At 65.6% G+C, this 25450-nt stretch carries 20 protein-coding genes; 14 read left to right on the top strand and 6 right to left on the bottom strand.

Features of this window, described 5'->3' with window-relative positions:
- Positions 1 to 14: 14 nt before the first annotated feature.
- Positions 15 to 965: a LysR substrate-binding domain-containing protein gene (locus E1956_RS21195; RefSeq protein WP_134752618.1), complete on the bottom strand. Its 951-nt coding sequence runs from the start codon at positions 963 to 965 to the stop codon at positions 15 to 17.
- 122 nt (positions 966 to 1087) lie between these two features.
- Here E1956_RS21195 and E1956_RS21190 point away from each other — a divergent pair, with 122 nt between their 5' ends.
- The 6 genes from E1956_RS21190 (at position 1088) to E1956_RS21165 (ending at position 10899) form a co-directional block, all read left to right on the top strand.
- Positions 1088 to 2263 carry a M20 aminoacylase family protein gene (locus E1956_RS21190; RefSeq protein ID WP_134752616.1) on the top strand — a complete coding sequence of 392 codons (1176 nt, stop codon included), beginning with the start codon at positions 1088 to 1090 and terminating at the stop codon, positions 2261 to 2263.
- 94 nt (positions 2264 to 2357) lie between these two features.
- Positions 2358 to 3686: an MFS transporter gene (locus tag E1956_RS21185; RefSeq protein ID WP_134752614.1), complete on the top strand. Its 1329-nt coding sequence runs from the start codon at positions 2358 to 2360 to the stop codon at positions 3684 to 3686.
- 297 nt (positions 3687 to 3983) lie between these two features.
- The gene (locus E1956_RS21180; RefSeq protein ID WP_134752612.1) at positions 3984 to 4337 is read left to right on the top strand and encodes a hypothetical protein; all 354 of its coding nucleotides are present in this window, start codon (positions 3984 to 3986) and stop codon (positions 4335 to 4337) included.
- Positions 4338 to 4721: 384 nt separating this feature from the next.
- Entirely contained in the window at positions 4722 to 6284 is a 1563-nt protein-coding gene (locus E1956_RS47545) for an efflux RND transporter periplasmic adaptor subunit (protein WP_335929951.1), read from the top strand.
- A 3-nt stretch (positions 6285 to 6287) separates the two neighbouring features.
- Positions 6288 to 9449, top strand: coding sequence for an efflux RND transporter permease subunit (locus E1956_RS21170; RefSeq protein WP_134752608.1), 3162 nt, complete (start codon positions 6288 to 6290; stop codon positions 9447 to 9449).
- Between the two features lie 4 nt (positions 9450 to 9453).
- Complete coding sequence (locus E1956_RS21165) at positions 9454 to 10899, top strand: efflux transporter outer membrane subunit (RefSeq protein ID WP_232071497.1); 1446 nt, start codon at positions 9454 to 9456, stop codon at positions 10897 to 10899.
- Between the two features lie 9 nt (positions 10900 to 10908).
- On the opposite strand, the gene E1956_RS21160 is transcribed toward E1956_RS21165, so the two are convergent.
- From E1956_RS21160 to E1956_RS21150, 3 genes are all read right to left on the bottom strand, one after another.
- Positions 10909 to 11274 (bottom strand): hypothetical protein, encoded by a 366-nt coding sequence (locus tag E1956_RS21160; RefSeq protein WP_134752606.1) that lies wholly within the window; start codon positions 11272 to 11274, stop codon positions 10909 to 10911.
- Between the two features lie 346 nt (positions 11275 to 11620).
- Positions 11621 to 12154, bottom strand: coding sequence for an ankyrin repeat domain-containing protein (locus E1956_RS21155; RefSeq protein WP_134752604.1), 534 nt, complete (start codon positions 12152 to 12154; stop codon positions 11621 to 11623).
- Between the two features lie 109 nt (positions 12155 to 12263).
- Positions 12264 to 13670: a TIGR00366 family protein gene (locus E1956_RS21150; RefSeq protein ID WP_134752602.1), complete on the bottom strand. Its 1407-nt coding sequence runs from the start codon at positions 13668 to 13670 to the stop codon at positions 12264 to 12266.
- A gap of 326 nt (positions 13671 to 13996) precedes the next feature.
- Between E1956_RS21150 and E1956_RS21145 the strand changes: the two genes are divergently transcribed.
- Both E1956_RS21145 and E1956_RS21140 read left to right on the top strand, forming a co-directional pair.
- Positions 13997 to 14653, top strand: a complete 657-nt coding sequence (locus E1956_RS21145) for a peroxiredoxin (RefSeq protein ID WP_134752600.1) — start codon at positions 13997 to 13999, stop codon at positions 14651 to 14653.
- Positions 14654 to 14880: 227 nt separating this feature from the next.
- Positions 14881 to 15057, top strand: coding sequence for a hypothetical protein (locus tag E1956_RS21140; protein WP_197732845.1), 177 nt, complete (start codon positions 14881 to 14883; stop codon positions 15055 to 15057).
- Between the two features lie 60 nt (positions 15058 to 15117).
- Here the strand turns inward: E1956_RS21140 and E1956_RS21135 are convergent, their stop codons facing one another.
- The gene (locus E1956_RS21135; protein ID WP_134752598.1) at positions 15118 to 15738 is read right to left on the bottom strand and encodes an alpha/beta fold hydrolase; all 621 of its coding nucleotides are present in this window, start codon (positions 15736 to 15738) and stop codon (positions 15118 to 15120) included.
- Between the two features lie 313 nt (positions 15739 to 16051).
- Here E1956_RS21135 and hutC point away from each other — a divergent pair, with 313 nt between their 5' ends.
- The 6 genes from hutC to hutG all read left to right on the top strand — a co-directional run bounded on the left by hutC (position 16052) and on the right by hutG (position 23780).
- Positions 16052 to 16774, top strand: coding sequence for a histidine utilization repressor (hutC, locus tag E1956_RS21130; RefSeq protein ID WP_134752596.1), 723 nt, complete (start codon positions 16052 to 16054; stop codon positions 16772 to 16774).
- A gap of 1019 nt (positions 16775 to 17793) precedes the next feature.
- Entirely contained in the window at positions 17794 to 19482 is a 1689-nt protein-coding gene (hutU, locus tag E1956_RS21125; RefSeq protein WP_134752594.1) for a urocanate hydratase, read from the top strand.
- A complete protein-coding gene (locus E1956_RS21120; RefSeq protein ID WP_134752592.1) occupies positions 19479 to 20192 on the top strand; it encodes a HutD/Ves family protein in 714 nt (237 codons plus the stop codon). The genes hutU and E1956_RS21120 overlap by 4 nt, the downstream gene beginning before the upstream one ends.
- Positions 20193 to 20240: 48 nt before the next feature.
- Positions 20241 to 21467 carry an imidazolonepropionase gene (hutI, locus tag E1956_RS21115; protein ID WP_134752590.1) on the top strand — a complete coding sequence of 409 codons (1227 nt, stop codon included), beginning with the start codon at positions 20241 to 20243 and terminating at the stop codon, positions 21465 to 21467.
- A gap of 22 nt (positions 21468 to 21489) precedes the next feature.
- Entirely contained in the window at positions 21490 to 22890 is a 1401-nt protein-coding gene (locus E1956_RS21110; protein ID WP_134752588.1) for a formimidoylglutamate deiminase, read from the top strand.
- An 80-nt stretch (positions 22891 to 22970) separates the two neighbouring features.
- Entirely contained in the window at positions 22971 to 23780 is an 810-nt protein-coding gene (gene hutG / locus E1956_RS21105; protein WP_134752586.1) for an N-formylglutamate deformylase, read from the top strand.
- Positions 23781 to 23921: 141 nt separating this feature from the next.
- Here hutG and E1956_RS21100 read toward each other — a convergent pair whose 3' ends face one another.
- Positions 23922 to 25307: a purine-cytosine permease family protein gene (locus tag E1956_RS21100; protein WP_134754698.1), complete on the bottom strand. Its 1386-nt coding sequence runs from the start codon at positions 25305 to 25307 to the stop codon at positions 23922 to 23924.
- Positions 25308 to 25450: the final 143 nt, after the last annotated feature.

Genomic DNA, 25450 nt, shown 5'->3' with positions numbered 1-25450 from the left:
CCCGCCCGGGCGCTTCAGATCAGCAATTCGAGCGAGTGATAGAGCCGGCGCCGCTCGGGGTCCTGGGAGGATTCGCCCGCGCGGATCGCCTCCTTCAGGCAGGTGAGAAAGCATTCGGCGGCGGCGGAGAGCGGCACGCCGCGCCGCGCGACCACGCTCACCACGGTGCGGTCCACTTCCTCCTGAAGCGCAAGGGCGCGCAGGTTGTCGCGCGCGAAGCGCGTCTCCACGAGCGGCCAGGGAAAGATGCTCGCCATGTCGGTGTTCATGATGAGCCCCATGGCCACGATGAACGAGTGCGCGAGATGGACGGTGCGCGGCAGCGGCAGGCCGTGGCGGCGGAAGACGTCGTCGGTGACCATCTCCTTGCTGGCCGGATCCCAGTTGAGCAGCCATTCGCAGTCCTGCAGATCCTTGAGCGTTTGCGCGTGCTCGAGCGGATGGCCCTTGCGCACCACCACGGCCGATTCGGTGGCGAAGATCGGAGTCTGCGTGAATTCGGCATGCAGCGAGGCGAGGCCGGGCTTGCCGAGCGAGAAGTCGAGCGTGCCGTCGCGCAGGCGCGGCATCACGATATTGAGCAGTCCCTCATAAAACTCCAGTTGCATCCCGGGCATGCGCTCGCGAAAGCGCGTCACCGCGTCGGGCAGGAACGAGAGCGCGAGCCAGGGCGTCACGCCGATCGAGAGCTTGCCGCCGCCGTGGCCGCGCCGCGCGTCGAGCTCGTCCTGGGCGCGCGACATCTGGTGCACGATCGCCCGCGCGTGCACGAGCAGCGCCTGGCCGGCGTCGGTGAACGCAATGCCGTTCGCGTTGCGGGTCACGAGCGCGATCTGCTGCTCCGCTTCGAGCTCGCGCACCGCCTTGGTGGCGGCCGCCGGCGAAATGCCGAGCGCGCGCGCCGCCGCGCGGATGCTGCCGGTGTCGGCCATGGCGACGAGCGCCCGGAACTGGTGGAACTTCATAAGGGGAAACCCGGATGAGAACCTGCGGTTGGCGGGCTAACCATTTTAGGACTGTCGGGAACAAAACGGCGTCATTATCCTGAACCTCATGCAATCAATGGCTTGAACGCAGGAGACGACGGATGAACACCATGGCGATCCCCACCGCAATCGCAGATATCGAAGAGGAAATGATCGCGTTGCGCCACGCGATCCACGCGCACCCGGAGCTCGGTTTCGAGGAGTTCGTGACGAGCGATCTCGTCGCTGAGCGGCTCACCGAATGGGGCTACGAAGTGCATCGCGGGCTGGGCGGCACGGGCGTCGTGGGCACGCTGAAGGTGGGGACGGGCAAGCAGCGCCTCGGCCTGCGCGCCGACATGGACGCGCTGCCCATCCAGGAAGATACGGGGCTCGATTACGCGAGCCGCGTCCCCGGCAAGATGCACGCGTGCGGCCACGACGGCCACACGGCCATGCTGCTCGCGGCGGCCAAGCACCTCGCGCAGTCGCGTTCGTTCGACGGCACGCTCCATCTCATTTTTCAGCCCGCCGAAGAAGGCCTTGGCGGCGCCAAGCGCATGCTCGACGAAGGTCTCTTCGAGCGCTTCCCCTGCGACGCCGTCTTCGCCATGCACAACATGCCGGGCTTCCCCACCGGCAAGCTCGGCTTCCGCCCGGGGCCGTTCATGGCGTCGTCGGACACGGTGATCATCGACATCGACGGGCGCGGCGGCCATGGTGCAGTGCCGCACAAGGCCATCGACCCCGTGGTGGTGTGCGCGAACGTGGTGCTCGCGCTGCAGACCATCGTGTCGCGCAACGTGCCGCCGCTCGACATGGCGATCGTCACGGTGGGCGCGATTCACGCGGGCGAGGCGCCCAACGTGATTCCGCAGACCGCGCAGATGCGGCTCTCGGTGCGCGCGCTGCGCCCCGAAGTGCGCGACCTGCTCGAAGAGCGCATCAAGACGCTCGTGCACGCGCAGGCGAGCGCTTACGGCGCCACCGCGCGGATCGACTACCAGCGCCGCTACCCGGTGCTCGTGAACGACGCGGGCATGACATCGTTTGCGCAAGAAGTCGCGCGCGACTGGCTGGGTGAAGACGGCCTCATCGAGGAACTCCCGCCGCTCACCGGCAGCGAGGACTTCTCGTTCCTGCTCGAGCAGTGCGCGGGCAGTTATTTGATCATCGGCAATGGCGACGGCGAAGGCGGCTGCATGGTCCACAACCCCGGTTACGATTTCAACGACGATTGTCTCGCGACGGGCGCCGCGTACTGGGTGAAGCTCGCCGAGCGCTTCTTGCGCGCCTGAGCATGGCCAGCGCCTGAGACGCATTCGATCAAAACATCCGCTTTGCATGGAACGGGACCCAGTGCTCTGCACCCGGCCTGGTAGGAGACCCACGATGAACGCCACCCCGCTGCAACCCCAGGTGAATGCCGACGCGCATGGCCACACGCGCGCATCGCGCGCGAAAGCCATCGCCGCGATCACGCTCGGCAACGGCCTGGAGTTTTTCGACTTCACGGTCTACAGCTTTTTTGCGACGACGATCGGCGCGCTGTTCTTTCCGGTGCACGGCGCGCTGAATCAACTGCTGCTCGCGGTGGGCAGCTTCGGCGTGGGTTTCATCGTGCGGCCGCTGGGTGGCGTGATGATCGGCGCGTTCGCCGACCGCGCGGGCCGCAAGGCGGCCATGACGCTCACGCTGTGGCTCATGGCGCTCGGCTCCGCGATGATTGCGTTCGCACCCACCTACGCGCAGATCGGCCTTGCGGCGCCTGCCCTGATCGTGCTCGCGCGGCTCGTGCAGGGCTTCGCGGTGGGCGGCGAAGTGGGCGCCTCGACGACGATGCTGCTCGAATACGCCGACGACCGCACGCGCGGCTTCTACGGTAGCTGGCAGTTCGTGAGCCAGGGGCTCAACGTGGTCTGCGGCGCGCTGCTCGGCGTGGCGCTCTCGTCGGCGCTCACGCCCGCGGCGCTGCAGAGCTGGGGCTGGCGCGTGCCGTTCGTGATCGGCATGCTGGTCGTGCCGGTGGGCGTCTATATCCGCCGCCATCTCGACGAAACGCTCGAGCATGCCGAAGCCGTGGACATGGCCGCGCCGGTCACCGAGACGGCGCGTCCGCTGCGCGAGATCTTCTCGCGTCATCGGGCGGCGCTCGTCGCGGGTGTCGTCACGACCATTGGCGGTACGGCGGCGAACTATATCGTGCTGTTCTACATGTCCACCTACGCGATCAAGATCCTCGGCCTGCCGATGTCGGTAGGCATGAGCGCGGCGCTCGTGGCCGCGCTCGTCACGGCCGCGTGCTCGCCGTTCGCCGGCATCCTGTCCGACCGCCTGGGCCGCAAGCGGGTGCTCGGCTACTCGCGCGTGCTGCTGATCGCGGTGATCTATCCGGCATTCATGCTGATCCACGCCGTGCCCACGGTGCCGGCCGTGCTCGCCGTGGTGGCCGTGCTGGGCGCCATCGTCGCGTTCACCGCGGTGCCCAACATCGTGATGCTGCCCGAGCTGTTCCCGCAGTCGATCCGCGTGACGGGCATGTCCATCGTCTATTGCGTGGGCGTCTCGATCTTCGGCGGCTTCGCGCAGTTCTTCGCTACGTGGCTCATTCAAGTGCTTGGCGACCCGCTCGCCCCGGCGTGGTATCTGATCGGCTGCGGAGTCGTCTCGCTGCTGGCCTTGCCGCTGATCCGCGAACCGGCGGGCCGGGCGCTCGACTGAGGCGGGCTTGACCGGCCGATTCACAGGCCAGCGTGGTCGGCCAAAACAGCAGGCCGAAGCAGCAGGCCGAAGCAGCAGGCCGAAGCAGCAGGCCGAAGCAGCAGGCCGAAGCAGCAGGCCGAAGCAGCAGGCCAAAGTAACAGGCCAAAATAACAGCCCAATACGGCCGCGCGGCGCGCTACAGGTTTTTAGCGTGCGCCGCGCCTATCTTTACGCGGCGTTTGCATGCCGCTCCCTAGAATCGATCCATGTTCAACAAGACGCGCGTCGTGCCTGGGGGCGGCGCGCACCGCACACATGGCCTCGCTCCTCCCGCATCATCCCGCTTCCCCCCCGGCATCCATGCCGATTGCGCCGCGCCTCGGCATGGACAGGCGTCGCACGGCGCCGCGCCTTGTCACCGTGCAAATGATCGTGCGCGTCGCCACGCGCGACGCGCAGCTCGCGCGCAGTGTGCTGCACGCGATGCTCGGTCATGCATTGGGCATCCACACCATCGACATCGACCGCCGTCGCGACCTCGCCTGCCTCCATGTCGAGCTCGAACGCGCACGCGTGCCGGAAGCCATGGCACTGCTGATCCGCACGCTGCCGGGCGCCGAGTTCGGGACCGTCAGGCGGCTCGAGCGAAGCCGCCAGGCCAGGGCATAGGGTGGTGCGAGCCGCCCATCGAAGGGCTTCGACTGTTTGCAATACGATCCTTTTGATTTGTTGCTGCGCATGCAACTATCTGCGTAATTATTTCGCGATACGTATCGAGTATTGATGGCCGGCAAAAATGCGTGGTTTGCCGGCCAACTTGATCGTGCACTTTAGGGAATCACTGTAAGATTTTGCTCCGAACTTCCAGGCGTCGCAGCACATCCGGCGTGACCGGATTCGCCTCGAGTTCGTCGGTCCAGCGTAGATCGTCGATAACGGAGAAAAAGCATGACAAGCGGAAATCGGATGGCACGTTTGTGCTTGTCCTTGGGTTTGGTGGTTGGGGCTGCTGCGTGCCATGACAAGACGCCTGTTGCGTCGGCGCGGCCACCTGTGAATGTCGACGTTATCAACGTCGCGCTGCGCGACGTGCCTGTGGTATTCGACTACGTGGGGCAGACCGAAAGCTCGCAGCAGGTCGAGATTCGCGCCCGCGTCAACGGCTTTCTTGAAAAGCGCATCTACGAAGAAGGCTCGATGGTCCATCAAGGGGACGTGATGTTCCAGATGGACCGCAAGCCGTTCCAGGCCGCGCTGGATGCCGCGCACGCCGAGTACGCGCAACAGAAGGCGCGGCTCGATGTGGCGCAGGCCAACCTCAACCGGGTGCGCCCGCTGGCTGCCAAGAACGCGCTGAGCCAGAAGGATCTCGACGACTCCATCGGCCAGCAGCAGGCCGCCGCCGCCGCGCTCGAACAGGCCCGCGCGAATGTCACGAGCGCGAGCCTGAATCTCGGCTATACCACCATCACGGCGCCCGTCACAGGCCTGTCGAGCTTTGCGAAGAAGCAGGATGGCTCGTATATCGACGCCAGCAACAGCCTGCTCACCTACGTGGCGAAGCTCGATCCAATGTGGATCAACTTCTCGCTCTCCGAGAACGAGATGCTGAGCCTGCGCACGCAGACCAAAAACGGCTCGCTCAAGGTGCCGGGGATCGGCGAGCTCGAGGCGGTGATCGTGCTGGCCGATGGCAGCGTCTTTCCCGCCCGTGGCCATATCAAATTTGCCGATGCTTCGCTCAGCGAAGAAACCGGCACCTATCTGATTCGCGCCGAAGTGCCGAACCCGAAGGGCAGCTTGCGGCCGGGGCAGTTCGTGCGCATCAAGCTGTTGGGCGCGCAACGCGCGAACGCGGTGGCGGTGCCGCAAGTCGCGGTCCAGCAAGGGCCGCGCGGCGCCTACGTATGGACCGTGGACAAGGACGACAAGGCGCAGCAGCGCGCGGTCGAGACGGGCGAATGGAACGGCAACGACTGGGTGATCAGCTCGGGGCTGCACGCGGGCGATCACGTGGTGATCGACAACACGCTCAAGCTGATGCCGGGCGCGCCGGTCAAGGCGAACCTGGTGGCCACGCCCTCCGATGACGTGAATGTCGGCGGCCAGAGCGCCGCAGCCGATGCCGGCGCTGCAAGCGCTGAGAGCGCCGGCAACGGCGGCAACGGCGGCAACGGCGGCAACGGCGCGGGCGGGCAGGCAAACGGCGGAAACACCGCAAACGCGAAGGCAAGCGCAGGAGCGGGCGCAGGCACGGCGACCCAGGCGCCGGCGCCCACCGCGACTGCGGCCGGCCCCACGCCGCTTTACTTCGCACCGGGCAGCGCGAGCCTCGACGCGCAATCGGCCACGGCGCTGGCCGCGGTAGCCCAGCAACTGAGCGCGTCGCCCACTACGCAAGTCGTGATTTCCGGCTATACCGATTCGAGCGGCTCCTACGCCCAGAACGAGCGCCTTGCCCGCGAGCGCGCCGCGACGGTGCGCGCGGCGCTGATCGTCGCGGGCGTGCAGAACGCGCGCATCGACATGCGCAAGCCCGCGAAGATCGTGGCCGCCGATCCGCCCGAAAAGTCCCGCCGCGTGGACGTGACGCTCTCTCCCGCAGCGGGAGGTTGAGCGATGAAGTTCTCTCACTTCTTTATCGACCGGCCGATCTTCGCGTCGGTCTTGTCGATCATCATTGTCGTGGCCGGCTTCGTGGCCATGTTCAATCTGCCGATCGCGCAGTTTCCCGACATCGCGCCGCCGCAGATCACGGTGAGCGCGACCTATCCCGGCGCGAGCGCCGACATCGTCGCGCAGAACGTCGCCGCGCCGATCGAGCAGCAGGTCAACGGCGCCGACAACATGATGTACATGAGTTCGTCGAGCTCCTCGACGGGCAACATGACGCTCACCGCGTACTTCAACATCGGCACCGACCCGTCGCTCGCCCAGGTGGACGTGCAGAACCGCGTGAACCTTGCGCTGCCCACACTGCCCGACGCGGTCACTGCGCAGGGCGTCTCGGTGCAGAAGCGTTCGTCGGCGTTCATGATGGTGATTGCCATCTATTCGCCGGACAACACCTTCGACCAGCAGTACGTGGCGAACTACGCGAACGTCTACGTGCTCGACGCGATCAAGCGCCTGCCCGGCGCGAACCAGTCGGCGATTCTCGGCTCGGCCGACTATGCGATGCGCGTGTGGGTCAAGCCGGACCGCATGGCCAAGCTCGGCATCACCGTGGCCGACGTGCAGAACGCCATCAGCGGGCAGAACCAGCAGTTTTCGGCCGGCCGCCTCGGCCAGTCGCCAACCAACGGGCCGGTGCTGCAAACCTTCCCGGTGGCGACCAAGGGGCGTCTGACCGAGCCCGCCGATTTCGACAACATCATCCTGCGCGCGAAGTCGGGCGACGCGGCGATCGTGCGCATCAAGGACATCGGCCATACCGAGCTGGGCGCCAAGGATTACTCGATGCGCGGCCGCTACAACGGCAAGACGGCCACGCTGATCGCGGTCTACCAGCAGCCGGGCGCCAATGCGCTGCAGGTGTCCAAGCAGGTGCGCGCGACCCTCGACGAGCTGAACAAGAGCTTCCCACCCGGCCTCAAATATGAAATCGCGCTCGACACGACCGAGTTCGTGCACGAGTCGATCATCGAGGTGGTGAAGACACTGCGCGACGCCGTGATCCTCGTGATTCTGGTGGTGTTCGTGTTCCTGCAGAGCTTCCGCGCCACGCTGGTGCCGATTCTCGCGGTGCCGGTGTCGATCATCGGCGCGTTCATCGGCATGATGGCGTTCGGCTTCTCGGTGAACATGCTCACGCTGTTCGGCATGGTGCTGGCGATCGGTATCGTCGTGGACGACGCGATCGTCGTGATCGAGAACGTCGAGCGCAACATGACCGAGTTCAAGCTTCCGCCCAAGGAGGCGGCCAAGCGCGCGATGGACGAGGTGAGCGGACCGGTGGTGGCCATTGTGCTCGTGCTGCTGGCCGTGTTCATTCCGGTGGCCTTCCTCTCGGGCATCACGGGGCAGCTCTACAAGCAGTTCGCCGTGACCATCGCGGTTTCGGTGGTGCTCTCGGGCATCTGCGCGCTCACGCTCTCGCCCGCGCTCGCCGCCATCCTGCTCAAGCCGGGCGAGCACCGGAAGAACCGCTTCTTCACGTGGTTCAACGAGCGCTTCGAGCGGCTCACCAACGGCTATGGCACGGCGGTGCAGTCGGTGATCCGCCGCGTCATGCTCTCGGTGATGCTGATCGTCGTAATGTGCCTCGCCACCGGCTTGCTCTTCAAGAAGATCCCGACCTCGTTCGTGCCGGTCGAGGACCAGGGCTATCTGCTGGGCGCCGTCATCTTGCCCGATGCCGCGAGCCTCGACCGCACCGGAGATCTTTCGAAGCGCGCCGAAGACTGGTTCAGCAAGCAGCCGGCCGTGAAGGCCGTGGCCGCGCCGATCGGCTACAGCCTGATCGACTCGCAGTACAAGGCCAACGCGGGCACGTTGTTCGTGACGCTCAAGGACTTCGGCGATCGCGGCAAGGACGGCACGGCCGCGGACCTCATCACGGCCGCCAACAAGGCGTTCGCCGGCTTCAAGGACGGCGTGGTGATCCCGCTGAACCCGCCATCGATTCCGGGCCTCGGGACCACGGGCGGCTTCGAATTCTGGGCGCAGAGCACCGGCGACGGCAGCTACCAGCAGCTCGAACAGAAGGTGCGCGAGATCATTGCGAAGGCGCGCCAGAATCCGGCGCTGCGCGGCGTCAATTCGACCATCGACACGAACTCGCGGCAGTTGCTCGTGGAGGTGGACCGCGAGCGCGCCGAATCGCAGGGCGTCGCGGTGCAGGACGTCTACTCGGCACTGCAGACGATGTTCGGCTCCTCGTACGTGAGCCAGTTCCCGAAGGGCAGCCGCCTGTTCCAGGTGATCGTGCAGGCCGAGCCGCAATACCGCACCCAGCCGGACGACATCCAGCAGCTCTACGTGCGTAACCGCTCCGGCGACATGGTGCCCATCAAGGCCGTCACGACCTACAAGTTCGTGAACGGCGCGGACATCGTCAACCGCTTCAACAACTTTCCGGCCGCCAAGATCACCGGCGACGCCGCGCCTGGCCACAGCTCGGGCGAAGCGATCGCGGCGATGGAGCAGATCGCGAAGGAGGTGCTCGGCGACGGCTACAGCTACGCGTGGAGCGGCCAGGCCTACGAAGAAAAGACGGCCGGCTCGACCGCGGGCCTGGTGTTTGGCTTCGCACTGCTGATGGTGTTCCTGATCCTGGCCGCGCAGTATGAAAAGTGGTCGCTGCCGATCGGCGTGCTGCTCGCCGTGCCGTTCGCGGTGTTCGGGGCGCTCATCGGCATTCTGATACGCGGGATGGAAGACGATGTGTACTTCCAGATCGGCTTGACCGTGCTGATCGCGCTCGCGGCGAAGAACGCCATTCTGATCTTCGAGTTCGCCGTGGAAATGCGCGAGAAGGAAGGCATGTCGCCGTATGAGGCGGCGCTGCACGCCGCGAAGCTGCGTCTGCGGCCGATCATCATGACTTCGCTCGCCTTCATTCTGGGCTGCGTGCCGCTCGCCATCGCGAGCGGGGCGTCGGCGGCGAGCCGCCGCTCGCTCGGCACGGGCGTGATCTTCGGCATGCTCGGCGCCACGCTGATCGCGCTCTTCTTCATTCCGATGTTCTTCTGGGGCCTCGAAACGCTCTCGTCGCGCAAGAAGCCCAGAGCCGAACCGGAATTGCCGCCGCCGGCGGCGCCTCCCGCACAGGAGGGTTGAAGCCATGAGCCCGAACATGAAGCGTGCATTGAAACCCATCGTGCTGGCTGCGAGCACGGTCTGGCTCGCGGCCTGCGCGGTCGGCCCCGACTATCACCGGCCCGCGGTGGAAACGCCGTCGACTTACCGCTTCGCGGCGCCCGACGCCGAGGTGGTCGATACGTCGCTCGACTGGTGGAAGCAGTTCAACGACCCCGTCCTCGACGATCTGGTCACGAAGGCGCTCGCGCAGAACAAGGATCTCGGCATTGCCGCGGCGCGTGTCGAAGAGTATTACGGCCGCTACGTCGTCGCGCGCTCGGGGCTGTTCCCGCAGGTCGGCGTGAATTTCGGCGCCTCGCGCAGCCGCGGCGTGCCCGCACCCGGCTTTCCGCCGCTGGTCGGCAACCAGGTGCAGCTCCAGGGCGTGGCGTCGTGGGAGCTCGACCTGTTCGGACGCCTGCGGCGCCTGACGGAAGCCGCGCGCGCCGATTATCTCGGCACCCAGTCGGCGCAGCAGGCCACGCGGATTGCGCTGATCGCCAATGTGGCGACGAGCTATCTGCAACTGCGCGACCTCGACAATCAACTGACGATTGCGCAGGAGACGCTCAAGAGCCGCGACGGCACCGTCAAGCTGTTCGAAGAGCGTTTTGCGGGCGGGATGGTGTCACAACTGCAGCTGAGCCAGGCGCGCTCCGAATTCGAATCCGCCCAGGCGTCGCTCTATTCGATCCAGCAGCAGATCGGGCAGCAGGAGGACGCGATTTCCTTGCTGCTCGGCCAGAACCCGGGGCCGATTCCGCGCGGCAAGTCGATCTCGCAGCTCTCCGTGCCCACGATTCCGGCGGGCTTGCCGTCGTCGTTGCTGGAGCGGCGGCCCGACATTCAGCAGGCGGAGCAGACGCTCATTGCGGCGAATGCCCAGATTGGCGCGGCCCGTGCGCAGTATTTCCCGGAGATCTCGCTCACGGGCATGTTCGGCGCGGCCAGCACGGCGCTTTCGGGACTCTGGACCGGGCCTGCGCGCGTATGGTCCTTTGCGGGTGCGATCTCGCAGCCGATCTTCGAAGGCGGCGCGATCGCAGGCTCCGTGCATTCGGCGGAAGCGGCGCACCAGGAGGCGCTGCTGAGCTACGAGCAGACCATTCAGCAGGCATTCGCGGATGTGGAGAACGCGCTCGTTGGCGCCGCGCGCACGAACGATCAACTCGGCGCCACCACGCGCCAGGTGGACGCGCTGACGCAGTACACGTCCCTTGCGCGCGATCTCTACGAGGGCGGCTATACGAGTTATCTGGAAGTGCTCGACGCCGAGCGCAGCCTGTTCGCGGCACAGATTCAGCAATCGCAATTGCAGGATCAGCGGCTCTCGGAGATCGTGAGCCTGTACAAGGCGCTCGGCTATGGCTGGACGCCGCAAGCGCCGGCGGGTACCAACACGGCCGCCCAGCCCGCGCCGCAGTCTTGACGCTGAAAGTCAGTCGGGGGAGCTACGGTCTGCGAGCGCAAGCTCGCAGTCCTTCAGCACCTGCATGACGAGCTTGGCCTGATAGTTGAGGTCGTCTGTGTCGAGGATTTCCTCGACGGCGTCGCGCGCCCAGGTGGCGTCGACGAACCATGCGTGCTGCTTGGCGATTTCCTGGGCCATGGCGGTGAGCCGCGCGATGGCGAGCCAGTCGGCTTCGCGCGCGTGGCGGTCGAGCCACTTGTGCGCCGCCTGCACGTGAAAGGCCGCATTGGGCCATGTTTCGTTGAGGTAGTACGCTCCGAGGCTCCCGCAGGTGAGCCAGCAGAGCAGTTCCACACGGTCGCGTGGGCTCAGATGGTGGCGTACATCACTCATGGCGACGCTCGCGAAGGTGACAGAGTTCGATTGACGGGCACATGCGCGTTACGACTCCGGTATCCAGACAATATCACGGGATGCTTAAGCTCGCCGGAGCAAACCATGTGCCGCATACGCGGGCTACGGGAATAGCGTCGCCTGGCGGCGCGTGGTATGCAAACCAGGACTGATACCAGGGCGGCAACGGTCGGCCGCCGGGGTGCTGCGGAGCGCGAATGAAGCGTGCGGGCAGCGTCATTCACGGCGCATGCATGCGTCCTGTGCGAGCTGAATCATTGTCTCGCGGCGCGGGCTTGAGCCTGTGTGCGTTAGCGCCGGTTATTGGCGCGAACAGGCTCTAGCCCTATATCGTCTTGCCGCTCGCGCGCGCAAGACGCGCGGCGCAGTCGGTGGCGCCCATGCCGTTCGCGACGTCGAACGCCGTGTTGCCGGCGCCGTCGCGGGCATTCGGGCTGGCGCCGCGCGCCAGCAATTGCTCGACGATCTCCACGTGGTTGAACATGGCCGCGACCATGAGCGCGGTGCGCCCGTCGGGCGATGCGCCTTCCACATCGGCACCGTTATCGAGCAAGGCGCCGACCACCTCGGCATAGCCCTTGAACGCGGCGCCGGCGAGCGGCGTCTGGCCGTTGTCGTTGCGCAGGTCGGGGTCGGCGCCGCGCTGGATCAGGGCGCGGACCGCATTGGCGTGGCCGTGATAGCTCGCCAGCATTACGAGGCTGTCGCCTTTCTCGTTGCGCAGATTGGGCGGCAGGCCCTGGTCGATCAGCGACGCGAGCGTCGCGGCCTCGCCGCGGCGGGCCGTATCGAAGACTTCGCGCGCGAACTCGACGAGGCGCGGATCGGTATCTGCGGATGGCGGAACGTTTGCGGTCACGGCAGACTCCTTCGCAGGGGCCGGGCGGTGCGCCCGGCAAGGTCGTCTGCCATTGTCGCCGATTCGCGCAGGCGGCGCTCGGCGATGGCGGCCGCGCCGCCGGGGGCAATCAGGGCACGAGCCAGAGCGCGGCGGCGTAGATGACCAGCGAGACCGCGAACGTCACCGCGGTATAGCCCATCACGCGCTGGATGCGGATGCCCGCGATCGCGACGATCGGCACCGCCCAGAACGGCTGCAGCATGTTCGAGACGTTCTCCGCCATCGCGACACCCATCGCCGTGCGCGGCACCGAGGCGTGCAGACTCAGCGCGGCGGGCAGCACGAACGGCCCTTGCACGGCCCAGTGGCCGCCCGCGCTCGGCACCAGCAGCGTGATGATGAGCGAGCTCAGGTAGCTCCAGATCGGCAGCGATGCCGCCGTGGCGATCGTGACGAAGGCCTTGGCGATCATCGAGGCGAGGCCGGTGCCCTTCATGATGCCCATGATGCCGCCGTACACGGGGTATTGCAGCAGCATCGAGCCGGTCTGGCGCGCGGCGCGGCGGATGGCGTTCGCATAGGCGATGGGCGTGCGCTGCAGCGCGAGTCCGATCAGCAGGAAAATCAGGATCGTGGTGTTGATGTCGAGATCGAAGCCCTTGGCGCGCCACTCCGTCGCCAGATAGCCCACGCCCAGCACGAGCAGCAGCAGCGTGCCGAGCATCGACTGCTCGAGCCGCGTGGCGAACGTGGGGGTGTCGCCGCTCACGCGCGCGTGAGGGTCGTCGCTGGGGGCGGCGTCTTCGCTCTCGGCGGCCTGGCTGAAGGGCACGACATCCTCGGCCTTCGGGTGCATGCGGATGAAGATGAACGTCATCGCGACCACCACGAGCACCGTGGGCACGAACACGAACGGCGCGAACACGGTTTGCGAGAGCGGCACGACCTGGCCGGTGGCTTTCTCGACCAGATTGAGCGCGTTGCCGTGCGAAGCCTGGGAAAGCGCGATCGAGCTGGAGAGACCGCTATTGCAGATCGACCACGCCGAGTAGCTGCCGGCCACGAGCCATGCAAAATCGACCTTCACGCGCCGCGCGATCTCGCGCGAGAGCAGGGCGCCGACGATCAGGCCCAGCCCCCAGTTCAGCCACGCAGCGATGGCCACGACCGGGAACACCAGCAGCGCGGCGCGCGCGGGCGTCTGGGCTCCGGCGGCGAGCGCGCGCAGGCCGCGCTGCACGATGGGGGCTTCGGCAATGGCGTATCCGGTCGCGAGAATCAGGATCATCTGCAACGCGAAGCCGAGGATGCCGAAGGTGCCCTCGTACCAGGCGCTCAGCAGCGTCGGAATATGGCCTTGCGGGGCGATCGCGAGCGCGAGCACCGCGACGAAGGCGGTCAGGCAGATCGAGAGGACGAACGGGTCCGGCATGACCCGCTCAAAAACGTAGACGAGAGCGGCAACGACGCCGCGTCCGCTGGAAGCGCGCGCCGGTGCGTCGACGCGGTTGTCCTGATGACTGTCTCTTTTCATGCTGTTATTGCTCTCGCAACGTGTGTCTGCTGGCTGGCTCGTTCTTGTTATCTCGTGTTCGCAATAAGAACACAGTTTCGTTAATCGAACCGGCCAATAGTCGCTTTATGCAACGTGAATGTCAAGCTGCAATATCGTGCTTATGCAGTATTTTTTACACCAAATGCCCTCGTGTTGAATGGAAGTTGAAAGCATTCGGCATGAAAAACAAATCGTAAACTTGGCCGCTGGACTTCCTAAAATGCAACAGCGTGCAGCAATTCAGTGCGCCGCGTACGACGCAATGGAAGGACTCTGCAGTGCAACCACATACATGGAGGCTGGAGATGACGATTCGTCTAGGAGAGGATGCACCCGATTTCACGGCTGAAACGACCGAAGGCACGATCCGGTTTCACGAATGGATCGGCGATCATTGGGCCATTCTGTTCTCTCATCCGAAGGATTTCACGCCCGTCTGCACGACGGAACTCGGCTACATGGCCCGGCTCAAGCCCGAGTTCGACAAGCGCAATACGCGCATCATCGGCCTGAGCGTGGACCCGGTGAGCGACCATCAAAAGTGGGTCAAGGACATCGAGGAAACGCAGGGCAGCGCGGTCAACTATCCGCTGATCGGGGACTCGGACCTGACCATCGCCAAGCTCTACGACATGATTCACCCGAACGCGAGCGGCGGCGGCCCGCGCACGGCGGTCGACAACGCCACGGTGCGCTCGGTGTTCATCGTCGGGCCGGACAAGAAGGTGAAGGCCATGCTCGTCTATCCGATGAGCTCGGGCCGCAACTTCGACGAAGTGCTGCGCTTGCTCGACTCGCTGCAGTTGACCGCGAAGCATACGGTGGCCACGCCCGTGAACTGGGAACCCGGCGACGACGTGATCATCCCGACTTCGGTATCGGACGACGCGGCGAAGCAAAAGTATCCGCAGGGCTTCAAGACGCTCAAGCCGTATCTGCGCACGGTGGCGCAGCCGAAGTAGCGCAGCGGGAGTCATGGGGTGCGACTGGGCCATCGCGGGCTGGTCGCACCAAAGAATGCGGCGCACACGCGTGCGCCGTGAACGACAGGCGTTGCAAGCTTAATGCGGAGCGGTCTCCACATTAAATTCGTACTACTGGTTAATTTTCGCATCAGCGGAACGTCGCGGGCGCCTGGTCGACGCAGGACAACAGCATCCCCGCGCTGCTCGCGCGAGGCGTGGTGTTCATGACTTGCCATAACGCCGTCCGGGAGCTGGCGGAGACACTGCACGCAGCGGGCAGCAACCCCGGGAAGCTCGCGATCGATGCGCTGGCCGCCGATCTGACCAACCATGTCATTCCGGAAGCCATCGTGGCGCCCGTGCTCGAGTTTCAGCAGACGGGCTTTCACTACGCGCACTGAGCGCATTTAGCACGCTGAGCACATTGAGCGCGTGCTGGGGGCGTTGCTGCCGTGCGAAGACTACGCGATGGCGTCCGCCTGCAGAAACTCGTCGACGAGCGGGGCCAGTACGCGTGCATGCGCGCATGCGAGATCGTGGCCGCCGTTGCTCACCACATCGAGCTCCGAGTTCGGCAGCAATTCGAGCAGCTTTTCGCCAACGCTGAGCGGGCTGATCGGGTCGGCGTCGCCCCACAGCAGCATGACGGGTTGCTGGACATACGCTAGCTCGCCCGTGAGGTCCTCGCGCAGCGTCACGAACCAGTCCGGCAAGTGCGGATTTTGTGCGACGAATTCCTCGCGCCAGTCGTGCGCGCCGAGCGCCTGCGTGTCGAGGCCGCCGGAGGTGGCGGCCAGCACGAGATGCGTGACGAGGGCAGGCTTGGCCAGCGCGGCGCGCAAGGCCAGCACACCGCCCATCGACTGGGCGATCAGCGCGGTTGGCTTGTCGATCTGCTGCACGACCTTGCGCACGAGATCTTCGAAATTCTCGACTTCGGGGTCCTTGGGTTCGTCGCCGAAACCCGGGTAAGCGAGAAAGCGACGCTCGGCCGGATGCTCGAGCTGGTCCGCGAGCGGCTGCCAGAATGCGGGATTACCCGAGGCGCCGGGCAGGAACAGGAGTTGGGTGGGAGCGTTCAAGTTGAATGGCCTGCAGCGTGCGTGTCTCGCGACCCCTGCGATGCGCCGGTTCATGCGCCACTGCGCGCGCTGTTTCGTTGATTGGGAGCCGTCGATCTTAGCATGGGACCCGGCTCGCGCCGGGCCGTGTGTGGCGCTTCGGGCAAGACTTTCAGCACAGCGCATTGTGGACGGTACAATGTGGCCGGCCCCAGGTTGTCTAGCCTAACCTGGCTGGGCCTGACCGGCCGTACCTGACCGGCCGTACCAGAGGTACCCGAGCGTCACGCTCGTACGAGGCCGAAAGCCGGGCAGGGTGCCCGCCCATTTCCTGATGACGACCATGCAAAACAAGCCGGCTCGCGGCACGCCACTGCCCGCATACGAACAAATCAAGCGCCACGTCCTCGCACAGATCGAAAGCGGCGCACTCAAGCCGGGTGACGTCGTGCCTTCCGAAACGGAGATGGTCAAGGAGTTCGGCGTCGCGCGCATGACCGTTTCGCGCGCGCTGCGCGAGCTCATGGCCGAAGGCGTGTTGAACCGCGTGCGCGGCTCGGGCACCTATGTCGCGCCGCGCCAGTACGAATCGACGGTCCTGCAGATCCGCAATATCGCCGACGAAATTGCTGCGCGCGGGCATCGTCATACGGCGCGCGTGCTCGCGCTGGAAGCTAGCGACGATCCGAATGCTGTGGCCGCGCTCGAGCTCGGCACGGGGCCGGTGTTTCATTCGCGCATCGTGCACAACGAGGAGGGCGAGCCGATCCAGTACGAGGACCGCTACGTGAATCCCGAGGTGTTTCCCGAGTATCTCGAGCAGGATTTCACGGTCGAAACGCCGAATCACTATATGGTGCGTCTCGCGCCCATTCAGCGTGCGGAGTTCCGCATTTACGCGCAAAAGCCCGACGCGCACGTGCGCCAGCATCTCGCTATGGAGATTGGTGAGCCTTGTTTGCTGTTGTTGCGGCGGACCTGGGTTGGTAAGGATGTCGCTACTTCGGTGCGGCTTTGGCATCCGGCTTCGCGGTTTCATCTGGCTGGGACCGTTTGAAGCGGTTTTTTTTGTGGTTATCCTGGCGGATGGCGCGGTAACTTGTTTTCGCGGCGGGCCGCAGGCGTTGCCCCTGTGCGGGGCGGCACCTACTTTTCTTTGCCGCGGCAAAGAAAAGTAGGCAAAAGAAAGCCGCTCAAACCGCTAGTGTGACGCCGTCCCCCACTGCCCTGTATATCGGAGCGGCTCCGGGGCGTCTGTCATCACGCGGCGTATAGCGGAGTGACTAAGGGCTCATTCATCCGGCGGCGCTGCGCGCGCCGTGGGGCATAACCAAAACCGGTGGGATGCACGGATTTTCGTAGGACTCCAATGTACTCACGCGGAAGCGCTTGCGCGTATCTGTAGGAATCCAACATATTAGACGGCAGCACTTCTGCGTATTCGCTTGGCTGCGCGCCCGGTTTCCCTTGCAGACCCTTCCGCCTGCGCGTAGCGCGTGGCGGGAAGTATGAGTCCTTTGTCACTAAGGTGGAATGTGCGAGGAGACGGATGCCCCGGAGCCGCTCCGATAATAAGGGCAGTGGGGGACGGCGTCACACTGGCGGTGTGAGCCGCTTTCTTTTGCCTACTTTTCTTTGCGGCTGCAAAGAAAAGTAGGTGCCGCCCCGCACAGGGGCAACGCCTGCATACCGAATGCAAAACAAGGAAACGCGTAAAGCGCGTAAGGCACGTAAGGCACGTAAGGCGCGCCAAGCACGCAAGCCTGCGACACCACCGAAATACTCACTTGTGCCCCGTGCGGCACACCCAATCACCTGGCCCACGCGCCATGGACATTCTTGTCTAGTCAACAAGAACACCATTTAGTGTTCGACCCCATCGTTTCCCTTTATTTCCCGCAAAAAACCCCGGCCAGGGTAACTCCCTAGGCCCAACTCACCAAAACGAGTTGTATATACAACTTACCAGCGGTAGACTAGCTCTCACGTTGCAGCGACACCGCTTGAGGTCATCGCCCGGTATGGGCACACAGGCCGCGCCGCGCAAGAAACCCCATCCCGAGACGAACGAACGCCATGAACCATCCCAACTTCACCGATCCCCGCCTCGATCCGTCCCGCACGATCCGCGCGCCGCGCGGCAGCGAGAAGGTGTGCAAGACCTGGCTGGCCGAAGCCGCCTACCGCATGATCCAGAATAATCTGGACCCGGAAGTGGCCGAGCATCCGCACGCGCTCGTCGTGTACGGCGGCATTGGCCGCGCCGCGCGCAACTGGGAGTGCTATGACCAGATCCTCGCCTCGCTGAAGGACCTGAACGAAGACGAAACGCTGCTGATCCAGTCGGGCAAGCCGGTGGGCGTGTTCCGCACCCACGCCGACGCGCCGCGCGTGCTGCTCGCGAACTCCAACCTCGTGCCGCACTGGGCCACCTGGGAGCACTTCCACGAGCTCGACCGCAAGGGCCTCATGATGTACGGCCAGATGACGGCGGGCAGCTGGATCTACATCGGCTCGCAGGGCATCGTGCAGGGCACCTACGAAACGTTCTTCTCGGTGGCGAACCAGCACTTCAAGGGCGACCCGAGCGGCCGCTGGATCCTCACGGGCGGCCTCGGCGGCATGGGCGGCGCACAGCCGCTGGCCGCGACGATGGCGGGCTTCTCGATGATCGCGGTGGAATGCGACGAGACGCGCATCGACTTCCGCCTGAAGACGCGCTACGTGGACCGCAAGGCCAAGACGCTGGACGAGGCGCTGGCCATCGTCGAGGAAGCGAAGAAGACGGGCAAGCCGGTCTCGGTGGGCCTGCTGGGCAACGCGGCAGACGTGTTCGCCGAATGCGTGGCGCGCGGCATCACGCCGGACTGCGTGACGGACCAGACGAGCGCGCACGACCCGATCAACGGCTACCTGCCGCAGGGCTGGACGGTCGAGCAGTGGCGCGAGGCGCAGAAGGTCGCGCCGGAAAGCATCGTGAAGGCGGCGAAACAGTCGATGGCGCACCAGGTGCGCGCGATGCTCGCGCTGCAGGAACGCGGCGCGGCGACGCTCGACTACGGCAACAACATCCGCCAGATGGCGCTGGAAATGGGCGTGGAAAACGCGTTCGACTTCCCGGGCTTCGTGCCGGCGTACATCCGCCCGCTGTTCTGCGAAGGCAAGGGTCCGTTCCGCTGGGTGGCGCTCTCGGGCGATCCTGAGGACATCTACAAGACGGATGCGAAGGTCAAGGAGCTGATCCCCGACGATCCGCACCTGCACAACTGGCTCGATATGGCGCGCGAGCGCATTGCGTTCCAGGGTCTGCCGGCGCGGATCTGCTGGGTGGGCGTGAAGGATCGCTATCGTCTGGGCCAGGCGTTCAACGAGATGGTCAAGAACGGCGAGCTGAAGGCGCCGGTCGTGATCGGCCGCGACCACCTGGACACGGGTTCGGTGGCGAGCCCGAACCGCGAGACCGAATCGATGAAGGACGGCTCGGACGCCGTGAGCGACTGGCCGCTGCTCAACGCACTGCTGAACACGGCAGGCGGCGCAACGTGGGTGTCGCTGCACCACGGCGGCGGCGTGGGCATGGGCTTCTCGCAGCACTCGGGCGTGGTGATCGTGGCCGACGGCACGCAGGCGGCGCATGAGCGTCTGGGCCGGGTGCTGCTGAACGATCCGGCGACGGGCGTGATGCGTCACGCGGATGCCGGCTACGAGCTCGCGCAGCAGACGGCGCGCGAAGCGGGTCTCAAGCTGCCGATGCTGGGCCGATGAGTCAGGCCCACGAAACGGGTACCGCGCAGCTCACGCTGCTGCGCGGCGCCGATCTCGTGGCGTCGCCGTGGAAGAATGGCGGCGGCGTCACGCGGGAGATCGCGGTCGCGTATGTGCCCAAAGCGGTGCCCAATGGGGTGTCCGGCGCGGCGCTGGACGCGTTCGCGTGGCGCGTGAGCGTAGCGGACGTCGCGCAAGCGGGTCCGTTTTCGCGCTTCGAAGGCGTGGCGCGCACGCTGGTGCTGCTCGAAGGCGCCGGCATGGTGCTCGACGAGATGGCGGCCGATGGCGGCGCGCCCTCTGGCGGTGCGCCCTCTGGCGGCGCGCTCGTGCGCACGCATACGCTCACGCGCGCGCTCGATGTCGCGCGCTTCGATGGCGAAGCGCCGATCGACGCGCGCCTCGTCGACGGCCCCACGCGCGACTTCAACCTGATGGTGCGCCGCGACGCGGCGCGCGCGTCGTTCGAGGTGTGGCGCGATAATGTGGCGCGCCGCATCGAAGCCGACACGGTGCTGCTCTATTGCGCGCAGGGCGCAGTGAACGTAGGCGTGAATGGCGGCGAGCCCACGCGGCTCGCGGCCGGCGACACGCTGCGCATCGACACCACCGCTGCAGCGGATTCTGGACGTGCCGTTCGAATCGAAACCCAAGGCGAGGGCGCGCTGCTCGCCATCGCGCTGGACATCGTGAACGCGCACGCGGATTGAGAACCTGATTGATAGCGACGCGGCGCTTCGCAGCGCCGCGCAATCTCCATGAACCAGACTGTCTGGCATCACCTGAAACTGTGCGCGCAGGGCGACCCGCGCGACACCATCGAAGACGCCGCAATCGCCGTCGACAACGGCAAGATCGCGTGGCTTGGCGCGGCATCGGCCTTGCCGGCGCAATTCGCGCAGTGGCCGCGTGAAGACCTCGGGGGCGCGTGGGTGACCCCGGGCCTCGTGGATTGCCACACGCACCTCGTGTACGGCGGCCAGCGCGCCGACGAGTTCGCGCAGCGCCTCGCGGGCGTGAGCTACGAAGAAATCGCGCGCAACGGCGGCGGCATCGTTTCGACGGTGCGCGCGACGCGTGCTGCGAGCGAAGCCGAACTCTACGCACAATCGGCCGCGCGCCTCGAGCCGCTGCTCGCCGAAGGCGTCACCGCCGTCGAGATCAAGTCGGGCTACGGCCTCGAACTCGCCGCCGAGCGCAAGATGCTGCGCGTCGCGCGCCAGCTCGGCGAGCGCTATCCGGTCACGGTGCGCACGACCTTCCTCGGCGCGCACGCGTTGCCGCCCGAATTCGCGGGCCGCGCCGACGACTATATCGACGAAGTGTGCGAGCGCATGCTGCCCGCCCTGGCCGACGAAGGTCTCGTCGATGCCGTGGACGTGTTCTGCGAACGCATCGGCTTTTCGATCGCGCAAAGCGAGCGCGTGTTCGAAGCGGCCGCGCGCCGCAATCTGCCGGTCAAGATGCACGCCGAGCAATTGTCGAATAGCGGCGGCGCGGCGCTGGCCGCGCGCTACGGCGCCTTGTCGTCGGACCATCTCGAGTTTCTCGACGAGGCGGGCGTGGTGGCCATGAAAGCCGCAAGCAGCGTCGCGGTGCTGTTGCCCGGCGCCTACTACTTCATTCGCGAGACGCAATTGCCGCCGCTCGAATTGCTGCGCCGCTACGAAGTGCCGATCGCGATTTCGACGGACAGCAACCCCGGCACGTCGCCGACGACTTCGCTGCTGCTCATGATGAACATGGCGACCACGCTGTTCCGCATGACCGTGCCCGAAGTGCTGCAGGGTGTGACGCAACACGCGGCGCGTGCGCTCGGCGATGCCGAGCGCCACGGCACGCTCGCCGAAGGACGTCCGGCGGACTTCGCGGTGTGGGACGTGCAATCGCTCGCGGAGCTCGCTTACTGGATCGGCCGGCCGCTTTGCGCGCGCGTCGTGCGCGGCGGCAAGACCGTCTTCGAGCGTCGTTTGAACACGATTTGAACGCATGAATCAGGCATCGAACATGAATTCCAACTCTCGCGCGCTGTTCGCGGCGCATGCCTGGCTGCCGCAAGGGTGGCGCCGCAACGTGCTGCTCGAATGGGACGCTACGGGCACCCTGCAACGCGTCCAGGCCGATCTTCCCACCGCGCCCGCAGGCGTTGCGCAGGCGGCAGGCCCGGTGATGCCAGGCATGCCTAATCTTCATTCGCACGCGTTCCAGCGCGCGATGGCCGGCCTCACCGAATACCGCGCCAACCCCACCGACAGCTTCTGGAGCTGGCGTGATCTGATGTATCGCTTCGCCGCGCGCATCACGCCGGACGACCTCGGCGCCATCGCGCGCTGGCTCTATGTGGAGATGCTCAAGGCCGGTTATACGTCCGTCTGCGAATTCCACTACGTGCATCACGCGCACGATGGGCAACGCTATGCCAATCCGGCCGAGCTTGCTCAGCGCGTGGTGGACGCCGCGAGCGAGACCGGCGTCGGCATGACGATGCTGCCGGTGCTCTATCAATACAGCGGTTTCGGCTCGCGCCCGCCGCGCGACGACCAGCGCCGCTTCATCAACACGCCTGAGCAACTGCTTTCGATCATCGAGACGGTGCGCGGCGAGCGGCCCGAGCACGGCGCATTGCGCTACGGCGTGGCGCCGCATTCGCTGCGCGCGGTCTCGCAGGCATCGTTGCGCACGCTGCTCGAAGGGCTCGATGCGTCGTTGCCCGGTGCGCCGGTGCATATCCATATCGCCGAGCAGACCGCCGAAGTCGACGCCTGTGTAGAGACCGAAGGTGCGCGCCCCGTGCAATGGCTGCTCGACCGTTTCGACGTGAACGCGCGCTGGTGTCTCGTGCACGCGACGCACGTCGACGCACAGGAGACCCAGGCGCTCGCGAAGAGCGGCGCGGTGGCGGGGCTGTGCCTCACCACGGAAGCGAATCTCGGTGATGGCATTTTCCCGGCGCACGATTACCTCGAAGCGCAAGGCGTGTTCGGCGTGGGCTCGGATAGCCATATCGGCGTGGACTGGCGCTCGGAATTGCGCCTGCTCGAATACGGCCAGCGTCTCGTGAGGCGCGAGCGCAACGTGCTTGCCGCACCGCAGTCGGCAAACGTGGCGGACCGGCTCTATACCGCCGCGCTGGCGGGCGGCGCACGCGCGGCTGGCCGTGCGGTGGGCGCGCTCGAAGCGGGCGCGCGTGCCGACTGGATCGTGCTCGATCCGCAGCATCCCGATCTCGCGGAAAAGACGCCGCAAACGTGGCTCTCTTCGGTCGTGTTCTGCGAACACGGCGAAACGCCCGTGCTCGACGTCTACACGGCCGGCGAGAAAGTGGTCGAGGGCCGGCGCCATCGTGCGGAGGAGCGCCTCTACGCGGACTATCGCAAGACGCTCGCACGCCTGCTGACCGACGCGTAAGCGCCGCGAGCACGACAATGTGCGCCTTAGGGGCCTGTTCACGCTAATAACAGGCCCTAATCTATTGAATGGACCGACTCATGACCGATCTCTACACACTCGAGCGGGGCGACGCGCCCCTGCTCATTTCGATTCCGCATCTGGGCACGTCCATTCCCGAGGCGCTGCGCGGGCAATATACGGATGTCGCGCTGAGCCTCGCCGATACCGACTGGCATCTCGACCGCCTCTATGCTTTCGCGAAGGCACTGGGCGCGACGATTCTGGGCGCGCGCGTGTCGCGCTACGTGATCGACCTGAACCGTCCGCCCAACGACGAAAGTCTCTATCCGGGCCAGACGACCACGTCGCTGTGCCCGACCGAAACGTTTCGTGGCGAGCCGCTCTACCGTGAGGGCTGTACGCCCGACGCCGCCGAGCGTCAGCGCCGCGTGGCCGCTTACTGGCAGCCGTATCACGACACGCTGCGTGCCGAACTGCAGCGCCTGCGCAGCCAGCACGCGAACGTGCTGCTCTGGGAGGCGCATTCGATCGCGAGCGTGTTGCCGCGTCTGTTCGAAGACAAGCTGCCGGACTTGAATATCGGCACGCAGGAAGGTCGCACCGCGCACGCGTCGGTGCAGGCGCGCGTCGAGCAGGCGGCTGCGGGCAGTGCCTATACATGGGTGGCGAACGGGCGCTTCAAGGGCGGCTATATCACGCGCCATTTCGGCGCGCCGGTCGATGGCATGCACGGCATTCAACTCGAAATGTGCCAGTCTACCTATATGAACGAGCACGCTCCGTTCGATTACGCGCCCGCGCTCGCGGAGAAGGTCGAGCCGACGCTGCGCGAGATGGTGGGCGGCGCGCTCGATGCCGTGAAGGCCCTGAACGCCGCCGCGGCCTGAAGCCGCGAAGTCCACGCGATTACGCGCGTTGTGCGCAATAAAAATGGCTCTGGATGATTGTTCATCCAGAGCCATTTTCATTTCAGGGCATTCAAAGAGATCGTGCGCAGTGCGCCGATCGCGCACTGCGCCGGCGGCGCCTCACTCTTGCTCGACCGGCAGAATCAGGCGGTCGGGAATCGCCTGCGGAGCGCTGCGCAGGGTGACGTAGTAGACCACGCCCGGAACGACGAGCCCGAGTATCCACGAGATATCGGTGCCGCCCAGCGCGTCGACGAACGGACCCGTATAGAAGCTCGTGGAGATGAACGGCAACTGCACGATCACGCCCAGCACGTAGATGGCGATGGCCCTCACGTTCCAGCGGCCATAGCGCCCGTTGGGGTCGGAGAGCGCGGGCACGTCGTAGCGCGATTGCGTGAAGCAGTAGTAATCGACGAGATTAATGGCGCTCCACGGCGTGAAGAACGCCAGCAGGAACAGGATGAACGCCGTGAATTCCTTGAGGAACGAATGGCGCCCGGCGAGCGCGACCAGCGTCGAAAGCCCCACCATGCCGACGATATAGACGAGGCGGTGGTGCGTGGAGATCGTGCGCCGCGCGCGAAACGCGCTGACGACCGTCGCCATCGACATAAAGCTGCCATAGGCGTTGAGCGTGGTGACGGTGAGCTTGCCGAACGCAATGCTGAAATACAGCATGGCCGCGACCGCACCGCTCGCGCCGAGACCGACGATATAGGCCACTTCGTGATGCGCGAACGCGTGCCCGGCGAGTGCCGCGGCGAATACGCCGAACACCATCGCGGCCTGCGCGCCGATCACGGAGCCGAGGCCGACGGCCAAAAACGTCTTCGCAGGCGAAGTCGAGCGCGGCAGGTAGCGCGAATAGTCGGCGACGTAAGGGCCAAATGCGATTTGCCACGAGGCGGAAAGCGACATGGAGAGCAGGAAGCTCGCCATCGAGAAGTGGCGGTTGGCGAGCAGGGCGCCAACGTCGTGATGCGCGAAGAGCTGCCCGAACATGTAGACGAACGCGAGCACGCCGATCACGCTCGCAATGCGGCCCACGAAGTGAATCGAGCGGTAGCCGAGGATCGTCAGCACGACGATCAGCGCCGCGAACAGGCAAATTCCGGTCGTATCGGAAACGTTCAGCAACTGGGCGGTCGCCTGGCCCGCGAGCACGGTGCCGCTCGCCGAAAAGCCCACATACATGATGCAGACGAGCACGATGGGAATGGCCGCGCCATAGACGCCGAACTGCACGCGGCTGGAGATCATCTGGGGCAGCCCGAGCTGCGGCCCCTGCGCGCCGTGCAGGGCCATGACCGTGCCGCCCACGAGTTGTCCAATCAAGAGCGCAATGAGCGACCAGAACACGTCGCCGCCGAGCACGACGGCCAGCGCGCCCGTGATGATCGCGGTGACCTGCAGATTGGCCGAAAGCCACAGCGTGAACTGGCTGAACAGGCTGCCGTGGCGTTCCGCGTCGGGAATGTAGTCGATGGAACGCGTTTCGAGCAACTTGCGGCCTTCGGGCTCGAGCTTGACGACGGATTCGGGAATGGCCACGGGCGGCTCCGATTTCGATAAGCAGACAGGGCGCCCGCAGGCGCGGACGATGAGATAGTCCGATATTCTTGTATAGACAACTTTGAGGGAATCGG

This window comes from Paraburkholderia pallida (assembly GCF_004524855.1).
Lineage (GTDB): Bacteria > Pseudomonadota > Gammaproteobacteria > Burkholderiales > Burkholderiaceae > Paraburkholderia > Paraburkholderia oxyphila.
The sequence above is the reverse complement of the archived record's forward strand: the minus strand, read 5'-3'. Positions and strand labels throughout refer to the sequence as shown.

Coding starts and splice junctions, on each gene's coding strand:
- E1956_RS21165 (WP_232071497.1), top strand. CDS start 9,454: ATGAGCCCGAACATGAAGCGTGCATTGAAACCCATCGTGCTGGCTGCG.
- hutI (WP_134752590.1), top strand. CDS start 20,241: ATGAACCAGACTGTCTGGCATCACCTGAAACTGTGCGCGCAGGGCGAC.
- E1956_RS21120 (WP_134752592.1), top strand. CDS start 19,479: ATGAGTCAGGCCCACGAAACGGGTACCGCGCAGCTCACGCTGCTGCGC.
- E1956_RS21145 (WP_134752600.1), top strand. CDS start 13,997: ATGACGATTCGTCTAGGAGAGGATGCACCCGATTTCACGGCTGAAACG.
- E1956_RS21110 (WP_134752588.1), top strand. CDS start 21,490: ATGAATTCCAACTCTCGCGCGCTGTTCGCGGCGCATGCCTGGCTGCCG.
- E1956_RS21185 (WP_134752614.1), top strand. CDS start 2,358: ATGAACGCCACCCCGCTGCAACCCCAGGTGAATGCCGACGCGCATGGC.
- E1956_RS21150 (WP_134752602.1), bottom strand. CDS start 13,670: ATGAAAAGAGACAGTCATCAGGACAACCGCGTCGACGCACCGGCGCGC.
- hutG (WP_134752586.1), top strand. CDS start 22,971: ATGACCGATCTCTACACACTCGAGCGGGGCGACGCGCCCCTGCTCATT.
- E1956_RS21140 (WP_197732845.1), top strand. CDS start 14,881: ATGACTTGCCATAACGCCGTCCGGGAGCTGGCGGAGACACTGCACGCA.
- E1956_RS21190 (WP_134752616.1), top strand. CDS start 1,088: ATGAACACCATGGCGATCCCCACCGCAATCGCAGATATCGAAGAGGAA.
- hutU (WP_134752594.1), top strand. CDS start 17,794: ATGAACCATCCCAACTTCACCGATCCCCGCCTCGATCCGTCCCGCACG.
- E1956_RS21195 (WP_134752618.1), bottom strand. CDS start 965: ATGAAGTTCCACCAGTTCCGGGCGCTCGTCGCCATGGCCGACACCGGC.
- E1956_RS21170 (WP_134752608.1), top strand. CDS start 6,288: ATGAAGTTCTCTCACTTCTTTATCGACCGGCCGATCTTCGCGTCGGTC.
- hutC (WP_134752596.1), top strand. CDS start 16,052: ATGACGACCATGCAAAACAAGCCGGCTCGCGGCACGCCACTGCCCGCA.
- E1956_RS21180 (WP_134752612.1), top strand. CDS start 3,984: ATGGCCTCGCTCCTCCCGCATCATCCCGCTTCCCCCCCGGCATCCATG.
- E1956_RS21160 (WP_134752606.1), bottom strand. CDS start 11,274: ATGAGTGATGTACGCCACCATCTGAGCCCACGCGACCGTGTGGAACTG.